Genomic DNA, 14,898 nt, shown 5'->3' with positions numbered 1-14,898 from the left:
GATCAGCGGGCGGGTCAATTGCAAGGCTCAGCCGGTGGGTATCAGTCCTTCAGGCCGGCGATTTTTTCCTGCGCCTCGGTCAGGATGTCGGCGACGGCCTTGCGGCGGTCCAGGTCGTCCGGCTGGGCACGGACGGCTTCCTGAACGGCATGGCGCAGGCGCCACATCGCCCCGCGCACATCCTGCGGGTCTTCCGGCCGGTCACTGTCCAGCAGGTCGGCCAGCCGCTGTTCGATCCGCGCGAGCGTTTCCGCCTCGGCCTCCAGTTCCGCTTCGCCTTCCTTGCTCAGCTTGAAGGAACGGCGCGCGCCATCCGCCTCGGCCTCGACCCAGCCGAGATCCAGCAGCGCTTCAAGTGCCGGATAGATCACGCCGGGGCTCGGCACATAGGCACCGCCCGTGCGGGCCTCGATCTCGCGGATGATGTCATAGCCGTGGCGCGGCTCTTCCGAGATCAATTTCAGGATCAGGAGGCGTAGATCGCCATGATCCAGCGGGCGGCGGCGGCCATGGCCCCGTCCGCGTCCCCTTCCTTCTCCGCGTCCCGGGCCCCTGCCCTGACCACGTCCATGTCCACCTCGTCCCTGGTGCATACCTCTGCCTTTCCGCTCCATGCAGCCGCCGGTGCAATCCTCGCCTTGTCCGGCAAAGAAGTGCCTGGCGGCACCGCGATCTGAATGTCTGTTTCGATATCTCATTTTCTTTCCTTTCGATATATCTGAACTTCATATAGTTTAGATATATCGAATATGCAAGTTATAGATATATCGAAACATATCTGGAAGGCTGACAACCGCTCTGGAAGGCAGGCAGGCGGCCAGCTAGGCTACATCCATGCGCGCCATGCTTCCCCTGCTAATTCTCTGCCTGCTTCCCGGCTGCCGGGAGGAAACGGCGCAGGCGTGCGAAGCTATCCGGTTTGACGAGCAGCCCTTCACGGTTTGCCGGTTCGCGGCGGACGATCCGGGGCTCGCCTTGTTCCGCACGCATCCCGACGGCGCCCCCTTTGCGGATTTCAGCCGGCTGGCCGAAACGATTGCAGCCGATGGCGGCGAGCTGGTCTTCGCCATGAATGCCGGCATGTATCATGACGACCGCCGGCCGGTCGGGCTCTATATCGAAGATGGCGGGCAGCAGGCGGGCCTGGTGACGCGCGCCGGGCCCGGCAATTTCGGCTTGTTGCCGAACGGTGTGTTCTGGATTGATGCGGACGGCGCCGCCCATGTCACCGAGACGCTGGCCTATGAGGCACTGGCGCCCGAAGCACGCTACGCCACCCAGTCCGGCCCGATGCTGGTCATCGATGGCGCACTGCACCCGGCCTTCAATCCGGACGGCACAAGCCGCAAACGGCGCAACGGCGTCGGCCTCTCCGCAGACGGGGAAACGCTCTGGTTCGCGATCAGCGATGTACCGGTGAACTTCGATACATTCGCCCGCCTCTTCCGCGATCAGCTCGGCGCCACAGATGCGCTCTATCTCGACGGGACCGTTTCGCGCCTCTATGCGCCCGTCCTCGACCGGGACGATGGCGGCACGGATATGGGCCCGATCGTCGCAATTGTGCGCAGGCCTGCCCGCGCCGCACCCTGATCTGAGAAAACCCGCCCGGTGCTGCGCCGCAGCGTCTTTGTCCGGTTGTGCCCACTCGCCTTTGGGGATAGGAACGCGCCTCTTTCTAACCGGAGACAGACCATGCCCGGACCGGCGCTGACCCTTTATGGACTGAAGAATTGCGACACGTGCCGTAAAGCGAAACGCGAGCTGGAAGCCTCCGGTACACCGGTGAAATTTGTCGACATCCGCGACGAAGCCGACCTTGCGGCGAAGCTGCCTGTCTGGCTGAAGGCGGCGCCCGACAAGCTGGTGAACAAGAGCTCCGCCACCTGGCGCAATCTGACCAATGCCGAAAAGGCAAAGGCCGGCACCAATGGCGAAAAAGCCTTGCTGGCGAAGCATCCGACCCTGATCAAACGCCCGGTCATCGAAGCTGGCGGCGATGTCCATGTCGGCTGGGGTAAGGACGTGCAGGGCGTCCTGCTCGGCTGACCGTTATGAACACTCACGTCCGCCAGGCCGACTATACCGATGCTGCAGACGCCGCTGCACTGACCGGCCTGCTGGACGTCTATGCGCGCGACCCGATGGGCGGCGGCAAACCGCTGAGCGCCCACACGCGCGAACACCTGGCCGCAGAGCTGGCGGCCCGCCCCTATGCCGTCTCGTTCCTCGCCTTCGCAGACGGCGTGCCGGCGGGCGTGCTGAACGCGTTCGAAGGCTTCTCCACCTTTGCCTGCAAGCCGCTGCTCAACGTGCATGACATTGCCGTACATCCGGACCATCGCGGCAAGGGCATCGGCAAGCTTCTGCTGGACGCGGCCGAAGCCGAAGCGCGCCGCCGTGGCTGCTGCAAGCTTACGCTGGAAGTCCTGTCCGGCAATACGCGTGCCCGGGACGTGTACGAAGCCGCCGGTTACCGCGCCTATGAGCTCGATCCGGACAAGGGTCAGGCGCTGTTCTTCGAGAAAGCCCTCTGATTTTCTCAGTATACAAATCGAATGCGCCGCAATCCTGAAGGGCGCTTCGACTCAGCGTGTCCAATCACTTTTATTGTGATCCCGGAAATCGTTACCCGCCCCTTCCGAACACAAGGAAGCGACCTATCTACCCGCGACGGGACGATCCCGCGGACGAGGAGAGAGACCATGAAAACTTCAGGCAACACAATTCTGATGACAGGCGGCGGGTCAGGCATTGGCCGTGAGCTCGCCCGGGAATTCCACGCTCTCGGCAATACGGTGATCGTTGCGGGGCGCACCGCTTCCAGCCTCGATGAAACAATTGCCGGACGCGAAGGCATGCACGCCCGCACGCTCGACGTTCAGGACGGTGACGACATCGCCCGCTTCGCAAAGGCGCTCATTGCGGACTTCCCGGAACTCAACGTCCTTTTCAACAATGCCGGTGTCATGGCGAAGGAAGACTGGCTGGCAGACCCGGTGGACCTGTCCGTCGCCGAAGCGACCGTGGCAACCAACATTCTCGGACCGATGCGCCTGACGGCCGCCCTTCTACCGCACCTGCGCGCACAGCCCGCCGCGCGTCTCGTCAACGTGACATCGGGTCTGGCCTTCGTGCCGCTGGCCCACACGCCGGCCTACAGCGCCTCGAAAGCGGCCATGCATGCCTGGACGCAATCACTGCGTTATCAGCTGCAGGATACAAGTGTCGAAGTGATCGAGCTTGCGCCGCCTGGCGTCCAGACCGGCCTGACCCCAGGCCAGGAGACCCGCGAAGGCTACATGCCGCTGGCAGATTTCATCGCTGAAACGATGGAAAGCTTCGGCATCGAGGACACGCCCGCGGAAGTCTGCGTCCAGCGCGCGAAACTCCTGCGGGGCGCCGAAGCCAGTGGCAATTTCGATCAGGTCTTCAAGATGCTGAACGACTCCTACCAGGGCTGAATTGCCTGTCTTCCCGCCGGGCCTTCCCCTTCCCGGCGGGAATCCCCTTCCCCGCAAACAACCAGGCGGTGCGATCCGTCTTCTGTCTGGCCAAGCTCTCGACTCCGGCCCTATACTCCGTGATCAATCGACCAGTCAGTTCCGGGGGGAATGATGAAAATACAAACATGCTTCACGATTGGCCTTCTTGCCTGCACACTCTCCGCATGCGGGGGCCATTCGGTGATCGACGATGCCAAGGATGCCTATCTGCCCGAATGCCCGGGCCAGTCGCTGGGCAAGATCGTCAATGGCTATTTCATAAATGATTTCGACGCGAAGACGCTGTGGACCGCCTATGGCACGGACGATCCGGATACGGTGCGCGTCACGGCCGAAGGCGAGATCCTCTATGTCGGCGTGAATACGGCGGCGACGCTGGAAGTCCTGTACGATCAGGCGCGGGATGAGTTGTCACTCTCCCGTGTCAAATTCGGCGGCAAGGACCAGCCCCGGCCCTTCGCCGAAGCGCTTGTGTCCAATATGTGCGACAAGGCCAAGGGGCTCTGATTTTCAAGCCATGAATCTAAAGACCTACAACAAGTTCTGCGGCAGTCTTCCGCACACGACCAGTGTCATCCAGTGGGGTGAGGCGACGGTCTGGAAGATTGGCGGCAAGGTCTTCGTCATGGGCCGGGAAGAAGACGGCGAGATGGTCTGCTCGTTCAAGGTGTCGGAAATGAGCTACGACATATTGAAGGAGCAGCCCGGCTGCCAGCCCGCGCCCTATCTCGCCTCACGCGGGATGAAATGGATCCAGCGCTACAGTGCCGAAACCCTCTCCGACGATGACCTCAAAGCCTATATCGAAGCTTCCTACCAGCTGGTGGCCGCAGGGCTTACAAAAAAGCTGCAGCGGGAGCTGGGCTTCCTGAAGGACGGCAAATAGGCCTCAGCGCCGGCGGCGCGGATTCTGGTAAAGGTCCGACTCCTGATGGTCGAGTTCGCGCACGGCGCGGCCGCGGCTGACCATTTCCACTTCATGCGACACATGACGGCGCACGGCCCCGTTGAAGCGCAGCATGGTACAGAACATCTGCAGCACCGATTCCAGCGCCGCATAGGAATGCGCCGCATCGAGCTTCACCTTCCAGCTGCCGCCGAGATTGATGATCCGGTGATCCAGCGAACCGATCTTCCGGTTCTTGTCGTCATAGAGCGTGTAGTCCGCGCCGATACCGATCACATTGCGGCGCAGGCGGTAGAAGCGCGGCCCCCGCGAGGTTTCGATGAAGAAGGAAAACTTTTCCGGGAAGAGCGGCCATTTTTGCGCCGAACGTTCCAGCTGGATCAGCTGTTTCGACCGCGACAAATTCATCGAGAAGGCCGTGACCGGCACGCCGCGTGCGCCGATGGACAGTTGCAGCGAACGGCCCATCATCAGTTCCATCGTGCCGCGCCAGCGCATGTTCTCCGAGAACAGCTTGATCACCAGCCGGCGCTTCATGTCCTTGCCGTCTTTCCACAACTCCTTGCGGTAGGCGACGATGCCGGAGCGTTTCCCGTCTTCGCGGATCTGGCCGATGATCTCCATATCCTTGGTGAACTGGTCTGACTCAGCCTCATGCTGAGTATGCTTCATGATACCGGTTTCGGTCAGGTTCAGGTCTGTCAGCCACAGATCGACCTTGAAACGTTGCCATTTGGTCGGCTTCGTCTCGGTCTTTGGGGCGGCGGCAAGGGCAGCATCGAAGGCCATGGGCGGGTCTCCCGTCCGGGTGTTCAGTGTCTGCCCCCAGACTTGGACCAATCGTGTCGACAGAAGGTTAATGGAACTGCGCAGGCTGTTAATCCTGTGCAGAGGCGCCGGCGGCATTCTGCATGAAATACAGCGGCCTCCCCTGTTGCGGGGAGGCAGGCCGGATGGAATAGCAGGAGGATACGCAGCCACCGTTCACCCCCCCTCCCACCACGCCTGAGGAATTTCCAGCACCGCCATGCATCTCAAACGGATCTTTGCCGCAGCCTCGCTCGCCATCGCAGCACTTCTCGGGGCGCCTGCCCTGGCAGAGCCTGCCGCCACCTGTCCGGCCGATGCCGAGCAGACACTCTACGACATGGAAATGGCCATCCGTCAGGGCACGCAGACGGATCTGGCCGCGATCCTCGAACTCGCGGAATGGGCGGTCGAAACCTGCCCGGACCGGCCGGATGCGCAGGCCATCGCCTCGACCCTGTCCAGCGCTGTCATGGGATCTGCCACGGATTTGGACACGCTGGAGCGATACATCACGCTGGCGCTGACCGCGATCACGCAGAACGATTACGCGTGGAACACGAAACAGACGCCGAGCGTGCTGAAACAGCCGGACGGCAGCGAGCAGAACTATTTCGGTTACAACGCCGCGACCACGTCGCTGCTCAAATACGCCCTGCCCTACATGATCCGGCTGGCCGAAGCAGGCCGCATCCATCCGGCGATTTCAGGCGCGGCCTATGAAGCCTGTCCCTTTGCCGACCATGCAAACTTCCGGCTACAGGAAGAAGCGAACCTGTGGGACCGTACGATCAGGACGAAATACGATCATCCGGGCTTCGGCTGGGCCGGCAACCGCCTCGAGTCGCTTTACGCCGCCTGCCCCGCCCACAAGCTGGAGATCGAATTCTACCTGGCCCGTCTCTACGGCCAGGAAGTCGAACGCCTGACCCGCTGGGAACATGTCTATCTGGAGAATATCAATTTCGGGAATGGCGGCTGGATCTGGACCAATCCGGCCCTGCCGCAAAAAACCTATGACGATGACTCGCAAATGAAAGAGAAGAAGGCCGAACTGGAGGCCATCGCCCGCCCGCTGGCTGACAAAGCCCGGTCCCATATCGACGTGTTGATGCACACGCCGGACGACCAGATCCGGATTTACAATGGCCAACTGGACAAGGTCCGGGACTGGGACAAGGCGGTCAAAAAACTCGATTCCGAAGCAGCGGAATAGACGAATGGACACCGGAGGGTGGCGCGCTGCTTGAGTTTGCCCTCAGGCTTGCGGAAACAATGCCTCGTGCCGCGCACAGATGGCGGGCCACAAGGCTTCCGCTTCCGGCTCATTGATGTCGAACTCGTCGTTCAGCACGTCCACAAGTTCAGCGCCTGACTGCAGCAGGCGCGTTTCCTCTGCGCCGGATTCGAGCCGGGTGAAGACCCGTCCGCGCAAGGTGACATGGGCATCTCCGGTCCGCTTCTGAGCCACGAGGTTCTGGACAAAAACCGACGCCGGATCGCTCTGCTGCCAGTTGCATTTGTCGGCCAGCAAGGCTTCGTTGCAACGGTCAGGGTGAAAGTCGAACGAGAACGGCTTGCCCAGCGTGTACTGAACCATGCGCCAGTAGCCATTCTCCAGCGGGACTAGTTCCAGGTCGAACGGCACCTGCGCGTCGCTGCCCGGCGCAATCACCATCGGCGCGGTCTGGCTGCCGCCAAAGCCGACATCGACCAGATAGTCCCTCCCGTCCAGCCGGACTGCAAGACAGAGATGATTGCCGAACGCTTCGTCGCCCCTCACCTCCCGCATAACGCCGCCTTCTACCCGCCGGACATCAAAGCCGATCTCACCGAGCGCCCAGCCCAACAGGCCGTTCATCTCGTAACACCAGCCACCACGGCGCCGGGTAACCAGTTTGTCAAACACTACCTCCGGCGCCATGCTGACCGGGCGCTTCAGCTGCACATCGAGATTCTCGAATGGAATGGCACGCGGGTGCAGGTGGCTTAGCGCCCGAAGGGTTTCCAGATCCGCGGCTGGCGTTCCGTCATATCCGATCCGCGCGAAATAGGCTTTCAGATGCATGACACATGCTCGTCAAAGAAGGGATATGTCGGGACGCGCACGCCTTCCGTCAATACGGCTTCACCCTTTCCAAGTCCGGTCAGATTCACTAGGGTGGCGCCATCCGAGGGGTGTCCTGACCGGAATGAGCCGGCAGGGCTGAGACTTTACCCTTTGAACCTGATCCGGGGAATGCCGCGACAAGCGGCGTGGCCGGCGCGAGGGACGGAGCGGAAACCATGCAGCCGGTCGGCGACATCACCATTGCTTCTGCCTTTAACGGCCCGCCCTCTTCGGGCAATGGCGGCTATGCGGCCGGCGTGCTGTCGCGCCTGTTCGAGGCGCCGCATATTGTCCGCATCTCTGCGCCGATCCCGCTGGACACAGCCCTGGCCGTGACCCGGCAGGACGACAAGCTGGTCGCGACCTCCGGCGGCATGCCCATCCTCACCGCCCGCCCCGGCGGCGTGACACTCACCCCGCCTGCCCCACCCTCCATGGAGGCCGCGCAGGAAGCCGGGCAAAACCCGACCTATTTCGGCGCAGGCGGCGTCTCCACCTGCTTCGTCTGCGGACGGAACCGCAAGGAAGGCGAAGGCCTGCACATCCATTGCGGCCGGCTCGGCGACAAGCTGGAAGCCGCCGCCGTCTGGACCCCGCATGCCAATTTCGATGACGGGCATGGCCATGTCCGCCCGGAATATGTCTGGGCAGCGCTCGACTGCCCCGGCGGCTTTGCCCTGCCGGAGATCGAGACGACCTATCTGCTGGGGGAAATGGTTGCGGCGCAGCACAGGCCCGTGCCGACCGGCGCGCCGGTGATCATTCATGCCTGGCATGAGTGGAGCAAAGGACGGAAGCATTTTGCCGGCACCGCCCTCTACGCCGCAGACGGCACATTGCTGGCGCAGGCCGACACGCTGTGGATCGAGCTGACGCCGGAACAGACGGGAAATCTGGTGTCATGAAGACGGCCAGCCTCCCCGCCCCCGCTCTGCCCGCCGATGTTGCCGACGTGTACGCCGCTTATCCGGCTCCGGCACGCAAGCTGCTGCTCGCCATCCGCGACATGATCTTTGAGACTGCCGCTGCCCTGCCCGAAGCGGGCCGTATCACCGAAACCCTCAAATGGGGCGAGCCGGCTTACCTGACCAGCGCCCCGAAAAGCGGCACGACGATCCGCCTCGCCTGGTCGCCGAAGCGTCCAAAAACTGTCGGCATTTTCGTTAATTGCCAGACGACACTGCTGGACGCGTGGCGCGGCCTTTACGGCGGCGTGCTTGACCTTGTCGGCCACCGCGAAATCCGCCTGCCCGTCGGCGAAACACTTCCCGCAGACCCCATCCGCCATTGCCTCGCCATGGCGCTGACCTACCACCAGAGAAAGCCTGCATCATGAACAAGCCTTCCAGCCAGTCCGAATTCGCCACCCCGCAGGTCACGACCGGGCCGCTGCCCGCCTCCCGCAAGGTGTACACCCACCCCCTGCCGGACCTCGCCGTGCCGCACCGCGAGATCGACCTGCACCCGAGCGCCAATGAGCCGCCGGTGCCGGTCTATGACACGTCCGGTCCGTATACGGACCCGTCGGTGACCATCGACGTCGAAAAAGGCCTCGCCCGCACGCGGCGTGACTGGGTGCTGGAACGCGGCGGCGTCGAGGAATATGACGGCCGCGACGTGAAGCCGGAAGACAATGGCGGCGCCAGCGGCAAACACCTCGCCCGCGAATTCCCGGTGAAGCACCGCCCGCTGCGCGGCATGGCGCGTATCGACAAGACGGAGGTCGCCTCCTCCCCCTGCTCGATGGATCTGGACCCGCCACTGAATGACCGTGGCCAGCCCCTCGTCACCCAGTACGAATACGCCAAGGCCGGCATCATCACCAAAGAGATGATCTATGTCGCCACGCGCGAGAATCTCGGCCGGGCGAAAGCCGCCGAAGGCGCCGCGGAACGCATCGCCGAGGGCGAAAGCTTCGGCGCGCATATTCCGGAATACATCACGCCGGAATTCGTGCGCCAGGAAATCGCCGCGGGCCGCGCCATCATCCCGGCCAATATCAACCATGCGGAGCTGGAACCGCAGATCATCGGCCGGAACTTCCTTGTGAAGATCAATGCCAATATCGGCAACTCGGCCGTCGCCTCCTCGGTGGAGGAAGAAGTCGACAAGATGGTGTGGGCGATCCGCTGGGGCGCGGACAATGTCATGGACCTCTCGACCGGGCGCAATATCCACAACACGCGCGAATGGATCATCCGCAACTCGCCGGTACCAATCGGCACGGTGCCGATCTATCAGGCGCTGGAAAAAGTGAACGGCGTCGCCGAAGACCTCACCTGGGAAGTCTTCCGTGACACGCTGATCGAACAGGCCGAACAGGGCGTCGACTATTTCACCATCCATGCCGGCGTGCGCCTCGCCTATATCCACCTGACGGCAGACCGCGTCTGCGGCATCGTCAGCCGCGGCGGCTCGATCATGGCGAAATGGATGCTGGCGCATCACACGGAAAGCTTCCTCTACACGCATTTCGAGGAAATCTGCGACATCATGCGCGCCTATGATGTCTCGTTCAGCCTCGGCGATGGCCTCCGCCCCGGCGCCATCGCAGACGCCAATGATGCGGCCCAGTTCGCGGAGCTGGAAACGCTCGGGGAACTGACGAAGATCGCCTGGGCCAAGGGCTGCCAGGTGATGATCGAAGGGCCCGGCCATGTGCCGATGCACAAGATCAAGGTGAACATGGAAAAACAGCTGCGCGAATGTGGCGAAGCCCCCTTCTACACCCTCGGGCCGCTCACCACGGATATTGCGCCGGGCTACGACCACATCACCTCCGGCATCGGCGCGGCGATGATCGGCTGGTATGGCACGGCCATGCTCTGCTATGTGACGCCCAAGGAACATCTGGGCCTGCCGGACCGGGACGATGTGAAAGTCGGTGTCGTCACCTACCGCCTCGCCGCCCACGCGGCAGACCTCGCCAAGGGCCACCCCGCCGCGCAGGTGCGCGACGACGCCCTCTCACGCGCGCGTTTTGAGTTCAGGTGGGAAGACCAGTTCAACCTCTCCCTCGACCCCGAAACCGCCCGCGACTTCCACGACCAGACCCTTCCCAAGGAAGCACATAAAGTGGCCCACTTCTGCTCCATGTGCGGCCCCAAATTCTGCAGCATGAAGATCACCGCCGAAGTGCGGGAGTATGCGGCGGGTATGAGCGAGAACGAACGGTTGGACCTGGAGAAGCAGGCCGCCGAGGCGCGCAAGGGGATGGAAGAAAAATCGCTTGAGTTTAAATCAAAAGGCGGGGAGATTTATTTGGATAAGGCATAAAACCGACGATCAAACTTTTGCAAACCGGACTGCTCTCATGAAATTTAAAGCGCATGATGTTTTCACACCTCGCTCACCAGAAGTGAATGCGGATATGTACATCCGTCGTGTAGTTCAGGAGTACGCACTGGTTACAAATCTCAGCACAAATAAACACCTGCTGATTCACGGAGAAAGCGGATCTGGAAAAAGTTGGCTATATAAGCACGTCTTTTCTCAAGAAGGCGTACCTTTTACAGCTGTAAATATGGCTGTGGCCGCACGATTTAATGATGTGAACGCAGCTTTAGCGGATAAATTCGCTTCGATAAAAACAGAGGTAGTCCGCAAGGTGACCTCCAAAGGTGGCGGCAAAGGGAGCATTGGCTTTCTAAGCGTGAGCGCTGAGGAGATTGAGGAGATTGAGAGGCTTCGAAAGGAACCATTTGAACAACTTTTGGAAGCGGTGGCTGACAAAGATGGCAAGCCCAGCTTCTTGGTCTTCGAAAACATGGAAGCCATTCTCGGCAATCAAAAGTTGGTCAACCAAGTATCAGACATCCTAATTCTTTTGGATGACGACGATTACGCAAAGTATAATGTCCGTATTCTGATCGTTGGTGTTCCGAATGATATGCAGTCGTATTTCTCTCAGACCAAAAATGCACAAACCATCTCGAATCGCATAGTAGAAATTCCGGAGGTTGCCCGCCTCGAAGAAAGCGATGCAGTTGAACTCTTGCGGAAAGGTTTGGTCGAACAATTAGGTCTGCAGCCTACAGGCGTCACTTTAGAGAAGATTGCCGAGTACACGGACTATATCCCCCAATACATTCATGAGCTTGGACTTAATTTGGCAATAGCCGTGGAACTCAAGGCAGAGGACAAAGAGAAAATAACTGAATCGGATCTCAAATTTGCTGTTGGAGATTGGATAAGCTCGTCATTCACCTCTGATCATACTGCGATGCTCAGCAAAATGAACTCAAAGTCGACGAAAGTCGGACGCAGAAATCAGGTGATTTTCGCTATGTCTCAGTTCGAGAAGGGAGACTTTAGTTATCGTGACGTAGAGACAGAAGTGAGGCGCCTGTTTCCGAACACGACTGACCAGAAAACGCTCAATGTCAGCCAAATACTAAGCGAACTTGCTGCAGATCCTCATCCCATCATTCGAAAGTCTCCGAGGGGCGATACTTACCGATTTGTCAGCCCTAAAATGAAAATCTGCATTAGGGGGTCATTGTTGGAGTCTGGCGAGAAGATTGAACGGCTGGATCTTCTCATCGCCGACCTTAAGAAGCGACGCAGAGACGCGCAGCCTTAGCCACAGCTGTCCAATTTCTAGCAACCGCACGCATCGTTTTACCGCACATGACTTTGTCGTATCGCAAGCGTAGGGTGGGTTGAGCGGAGCGATACCCACCGGGCGATGTCTGCGGCGGGTCCGGATGGTGGGTATCGGCGTTGCCTCAACCCACCCTACCCCGCCACGTTTCAACGTTCCTAAGTCATTGCCACGTCCCGCCAGCAGCGCTAATCCCTCCCTCATGACTGACAGCGCTTCACCGGACTCCGCCCGCCTCGACGAGCTTGAAATGCGTGTGGTCCATCAGGACCAGACGATTGAGGAGCTGAACGAGGCCATCACGGCGCAATGGAAGCTGATCGACCGGCTGGAGCGTCAGGTCCAGCACCTTGCCGAGCGCGTCGCTGACGCCGAACAGTCCGCCGGCCAGGCCGCCCCCGTGGACCGGCCTCCCCCTCACTATTAGAGCCGCATGATTAGGCCTTCCGGCCGGCGCCAGAAGGGACGGCTCCGCCGCGCACGGGTCTGCCCTTGCCTCTCCGGCCCCAGGCTCTAGGGTCTTCCGTACAAAAAAGGGAGGACACGCGATGCGACGGACATCTGTCATCACGGCTGCGCTCACCGGGGCTTTTCTTGCGGCGGCGCCTGCGGCCCATGCCGGGCCGGAGGAATATATCGGCGAAATCGTCACGGTGGGCTTCAATTTCTGCCCGCGCGGCACGCTGGAGGCGGATGGGCGGCTGTTGCCGATCAATCAAAACCAGGCGCTCTTCTCCCTCTTCGGCACCCAGTATGGCGGTGACAGGCGGACGAATTTTGCCCTGCCGGATCTGCGCGGGCGCACAATCATCGGCGCGGGGCAAGGCCCGGGCTTGCCAAACTATACGATTGGCCAGACGGGCACCGCCGGGAGCCAGTCCAACAATGGCAAGAACGGCGCACCGGGCGCCAGGCCCGCCAGCGGCGAGCCGCTGCCTTACATCGCCCTGAAGCAATGCATCGTGACGCAGGGAATTTATCCGTCAAGGAACTAAATCATGAAACGCTTCCTTCAAATCGCCGGACTCTCCGCCGCCCTGACACTCGCCACCCTGCCCGCCCTCGCCAGCGAGCAGGGCTGGTCCGCCGACCAGCAGGCCATCGCTGACCTTCTCTCCAACGGGCCGATGGGGATCGAGACAGATTTCGAGGCCTGGGCGTCTGAATATCATGACGACTGGACGGTCTGGTTCGCCGGCCAGACCGAGCCCCGCGCCAAGGCCCCGCACATGCAGCTGGTGCGGGACTATATTGACGGCGGCGCCAGCGTCGTCAGCTATGAGGCGGAGTTCGCCGACATCACCGTGCTCGGCGATACGGCGCTCGCCCGCTTCAACGCCACCGAATCCCTGATGGAAGCCGACGGCTCGCCCCGCACGGTGCGCTATGCCGGGACGGACTATCTGGTGCGTGTGGAGGGAGCGTGGAAGGTCCGCGCGACGACGGTCGCCTTCCTGCCGGACGACGGCGCGGAAGAGTAAAAGCCCCGCGCAAGGCCAACGCAGCGGCCAAGAAGGGCTGAGACAAGGATTACCAGGCCGCAAAGGAACAGGCCCGCAAGGATGCCGCCGCGACTGCTATGATCAGGGCGACGGCACGGAAGTGTGCTTCACCGATTAAAGCGCCCTACTCCCCCGGGATGCAGGTGAGCATGGAGGTTTCCCCGCCAGCTTCGGAAAAGCCCTGGATGACGTAACCGTCCATCGGGTTGTCGGCGGGTGCGACCTGAAACGTCAGCTCCACCGGACCCGGGTCGTTCAGCGACACGCCCTCCGGCAGGCCCGTCACGCCCGTTACCTTGCTGGACTTGGTGCCGACGGTAACCTCCGTCTCCGTCTCATCGGTCACCACATCGGCCGTGTATTCGATGGTCACCTGGAGGGTCTGGCCGTCCATCGACGCGAAATTTTCTTCGCGGATGAACAGGTCGCCATTGTCCATGAAGGCAGCGAACATCTGCGTGCGCATCGGGTCCCCGCCTTCCATCGGCCAGGCATCACAGACCCAGCCCGCCGCCTCCACCAGTGCGGCGGCACGCTGCTGCGCGCCGTCGGACCCGGCATCATCGAACCAGAGGCCGTCAAAGGCGCCGTCATCTTCGTTTGCTTCCTCCGGGGCGCCTGCGCCATTGACCAGATCGTCGATCGATTTGATGCCCGCCAGCGGCGAAGTGTAATCTTCCTGTGCCAGGGCTGGTCCTGAAAACAGGCCCGCCAGCAGGCAGGCACAGAGAAAAGCACGCGTCATGAAATGTCCCCCGGAGCAATAAATTCCAGACGTTTCAATGCGAGCCACAGGGAGCATCGTCAAGCGGGTGTGTTGACCGGGCGGCGGACCTTCTCCCCCATGATGCCATTGGCGCGGCGCGCCTTCACACATTCGAAGCTGCCCGCCCGGAAGGCACGGCAGGCCTCGGGGCGGTCTTCATAGGCCTGGCAGGCGGCCTTGCCGTTCGACAGGTCCAGATGGACACAATGACCGCCCTCGAACTTTACATAGGTGCAGCCGCTTTCGGTGAAGAGGCTCTCCGGCGGCAGGCTGCGGGACGCATCCCAGGGCAAGAGCTGCAGATAGCGCGGGTTCCTGCTGAAACAGCAGGCGCCGCAGGACACACAGTCAAACGACGGATCGGACATGTAGGGTGCAGTAGGCTCCGGCCGCCCGTTTGTGCCTGTCGCAGCGGTCGGCGGCGCGCGGGATTTACGTCTGAATTGCCTGTCCCGCAAGCGGGATTTTCAACAGTGCGGGCGGACATGCCGCCGTCTCTCCCACACTCATCCCATGTCATCCCGGAAAACGCGAAGCGTTTATCCGGGACCTTGTTCCTGTAATGCGCACACCAGAAACAAGGTCCCGGATATTTGCTCCGCAAGTTCCGGGATGACACATCGGGGGTGGTCCCAATTCGTCTGACAGCACGCGCCTCCACTTTATGAGGCATGCATCCTGACCTCCAACGCTACTT

Annotated in this window: 19 protein-coding genes; 14 read left to right on the top strand and 5 right to left on the bottom strand. The window is 61.3% G+C overall.

Translation table 11 applies throughout. The features are described 5' to 3' along the window. Positions 1 to 41: 41 nt before the first annotated feature. Positions 42 to 458, bottom strand: a complete 417-nt coding sequence (locus HJA_RS18645; protein WP_051597813.1) for a PadR family transcriptional regulator — start codon at positions 456 to 458, stop codon at positions 42 to 44. A 376-nt stretch (positions 459 to 834) separates the two neighbouring features. Here HJA_RS18645 and HJA_RS16375 point away from each other — a divergent pair, with 376 nt between their 5' ends. From HJA_RS16375 to HJA_RS16350, 6 genes are all read left to right on the top strand, one after another. After that, positions 835 to 1,593 carry a phosphodiester glycosidase family protein gene (locus HJA_RS16375; protein WP_035584376.1) on the top strand — a complete coding sequence of 253 codons (759 nt, stop codon included), beginning with the start codon at positions 835 to 837 and terminating at the stop codon, positions 1,591 to 1,593. Between the two features lie 102 nt (positions 1,594 to 1,695). Then, positions 1,696 to 2,049, top strand: coding sequence for an ArsC/Spx/MgsR family protein (locus tag HJA_RS16370; protein ID WP_035584373.1), 354 nt, complete (start codon positions 1,696 to 1,698; stop codon positions 2,047 to 2,049). Between the two features lie 5 nt (positions 2,050 to 2,054). Continuing rightward, complete coding sequence (locus HJA_RS16365; protein WP_035584370.1) at positions 2,055 to 2,537, top strand: GNAT family N-acetyltransferase; 483 nt, start codon at positions 2,055 to 2,057, stop codon at positions 2,535 to 2,537. A 168-nt stretch (positions 2,538 to 2,705) separates the two neighbouring features. Next, positions 2,706 to 3,464: an SDR family oxidoreductase gene (locus HJA_RS16360; RefSeq protein ID WP_035584367.1), complete on the top strand. Its 759-nt coding sequence runs from the start codon at positions 2,706 to 2,708 to the stop codon at positions 3,462 to 3,464. A 153-nt stretch (positions 3,465 to 3,617) separates the two neighbouring features. Continuing rightward, positions 3,618 to 4,013: a hypothetical protein gene (locus tag HJA_RS16355; RefSeq protein WP_155840086.1), complete on the top strand. Its 396-nt coding sequence runs from the start codon at positions 3,618 to 3,620 to the stop codon at positions 4,011 to 4,013. Between the two features lie 10 nt (positions 4,014 to 4,023). Beyond that, complete coding sequence (locus HJA_RS16350) at positions 4,024 to 4,392, top strand: MmcQ/YjbR family DNA-binding protein (RefSeq protein ID WP_035584360.1); 369 nt, start codon at positions 4,024 to 4,026, stop codon at positions 4,390 to 4,392. A 3-nt stretch (positions 4,393 to 4,395) separates the two neighbouring features. On the opposite strand, the gene HJA_RS16345 is transcribed toward HJA_RS16350, so the two are convergent. After that, positions 4,396 to 5,202 (bottom strand): hypothetical protein, encoded by an 807-nt coding sequence (locus HJA_RS16345; protein ID WP_051597811.1) that lies wholly within the window; start codon positions 5,200 to 5,202, stop codon positions 4,396 to 4,398. A 238-nt stretch (positions 5,203 to 5,440) separates the two neighbouring features. Between HJA_RS16345 and HJA_RS16340 the strand changes: the two genes are divergently transcribed. Continuing rightward, positions 5,441 to 6,436 (top strand): hypothetical protein, encoded by a 996-nt coding sequence (locus tag HJA_RS16340; RefSeq protein WP_035584357.1) that lies wholly within the window; start codon positions 5,441 to 5,443, stop codon positions 6,434 to 6,436. Between the two features lie 42 nt (positions 6,437 to 6,478). Here HJA_RS16340 and HJA_RS16335 read toward each other — a convergent pair whose 3' ends face one another. After that, positions 6,479 to 7,288: an arylamine N-acetyltransferase family protein gene (locus HJA_RS16335; protein ID WP_051597810.1), complete on the bottom strand. Its 810-nt coding sequence runs from the start codon at positions 7,286 to 7,288 to the stop codon at positions 6,479 to 6,481. Between the two features lie 218 nt (positions 7,289 to 7,506). On the opposite strand from HJA_RS16335, the gene HJA_RS16330 reads away from it, so the two are divergent. From HJA_RS16330 to HJA_RS16300, 7 genes are all read left to right on the top strand, one after another. Beyond that, positions 7,507 to 8,235: a hypothetical protein gene (locus tag HJA_RS16330; RefSeq protein ID WP_051597809.1), complete on the top strand. Its 729-nt coding sequence runs from the start codon at positions 7,507 to 7,509 to the stop codon at positions 8,233 to 8,235. Then, on the top strand, positions 8,232 to 8,666 hold the full coding sequence (locus tag HJA_RS16325) for a DUF1801 domain-containing protein (RefSeq protein WP_035584354.1): 435 nt from the start codon (positions 8,232 to 8,234) through the stop codon (positions 8,664 to 8,666). Before HJA_RS16330 ends, HJA_RS16325 begins: the two co-directional genes overlap by 4 nt. Next, complete coding sequence (thiC, locus tag HJA_RS16320; protein WP_035584351.1) at positions 8,663 to 10,606, top strand: phosphomethylpyrimidine synthase ThiC; 1,944 nt, start codon at positions 8,663 to 8,665, stop codon at positions 10,604 to 10,606. Before HJA_RS16325 ends, thiC begins: the two co-directional genes overlap by 4 nt. A 37-nt stretch (positions 10,607 to 10,643) precedes the next feature. Then, entirely contained in the window at positions 10,644 to 11,912 is a 1,269-nt protein-coding gene (locus HJA_RS16315) for an AAA family ATPase (RefSeq protein WP_081814773.1), read from the top strand. Positions 11,913 to 12,135: 223 nt separating this feature from the next. Continuing rightward, on the top strand, positions 12,136 to 12,360 hold the full coding sequence (locus HJA_RS16310; protein WP_035584345.1) for a SlyX family protein: 225 nt from the start codon (positions 12,136 to 12,138) through the stop codon (positions 12,358 to 12,360). 121 nt (positions 12,361 to 12,481) lie between these two features. Further along, the gene (locus HJA_RS16305) at positions 12,482 to 12,928 is read left to right on the top strand and encodes a phage tail protein (RefSeq protein ID WP_035584343.1); all 447 of its coding nucleotides are present in this window, start codon (positions 12,482 to 12,484) and stop codon (positions 12,926 to 12,928) included. A gap of 3 nt (positions 12,929 to 12,931) precedes the next feature. Beyond that, positions 12,932 to 13,414 (top strand): nuclear transport factor 2 family protein, encoded by a 483-nt coding sequence (locus HJA_RS16300; RefSeq protein ID WP_035584340.1) that lies wholly within the window; start codon positions 12,932 to 12,934, stop codon positions 13,412 to 13,414. Between the two features lie 145 nt (positions 13,415 to 13,559). Here HJA_RS16300 and HJA_RS16295 read toward each other — a convergent pair whose 3' ends face one another. Both HJA_RS16295 and HJA_RS18245 read right to left on the bottom strand, forming a co-directional pair. Beyond that, positions 13,560 to 14,180 carry a hypothetical protein gene (locus HJA_RS16295; RefSeq protein WP_035584337.1) on the bottom strand — a complete coding sequence of 207 codons (621 nt, stop codon included), beginning with the start codon at positions 14,178 to 14,180 and terminating at the stop codon, positions 13,560 to 13,562. A gap of 59 nt (positions 14,181 to 14,239) precedes the next feature. Beyond that, positions 14,240 to 14,569, bottom strand: a complete 330-nt coding sequence (locus tag HJA_RS18245) for a YkgJ family cysteine cluster protein (protein WP_051597808.1) — start codon at positions 14,567 to 14,569, stop codon at positions 14,240 to 14,242. Positions 14,570 to 14,898 lie beyond the last annotated feature (329 nt).

It is taken from the genome of Hyphomonas jannaschiana VP2 (assembly GCF_000685215.1).
GTDB lineage: Bacteria > Pseudomonadota > Alphaproteobacteria > Caulobacterales > Hyphomonadaceae > Hyphomonas > Hyphomonas jannaschiana.
This window is presented reverse-complemented; position numbering and strand designations above follow the sequence as displayed.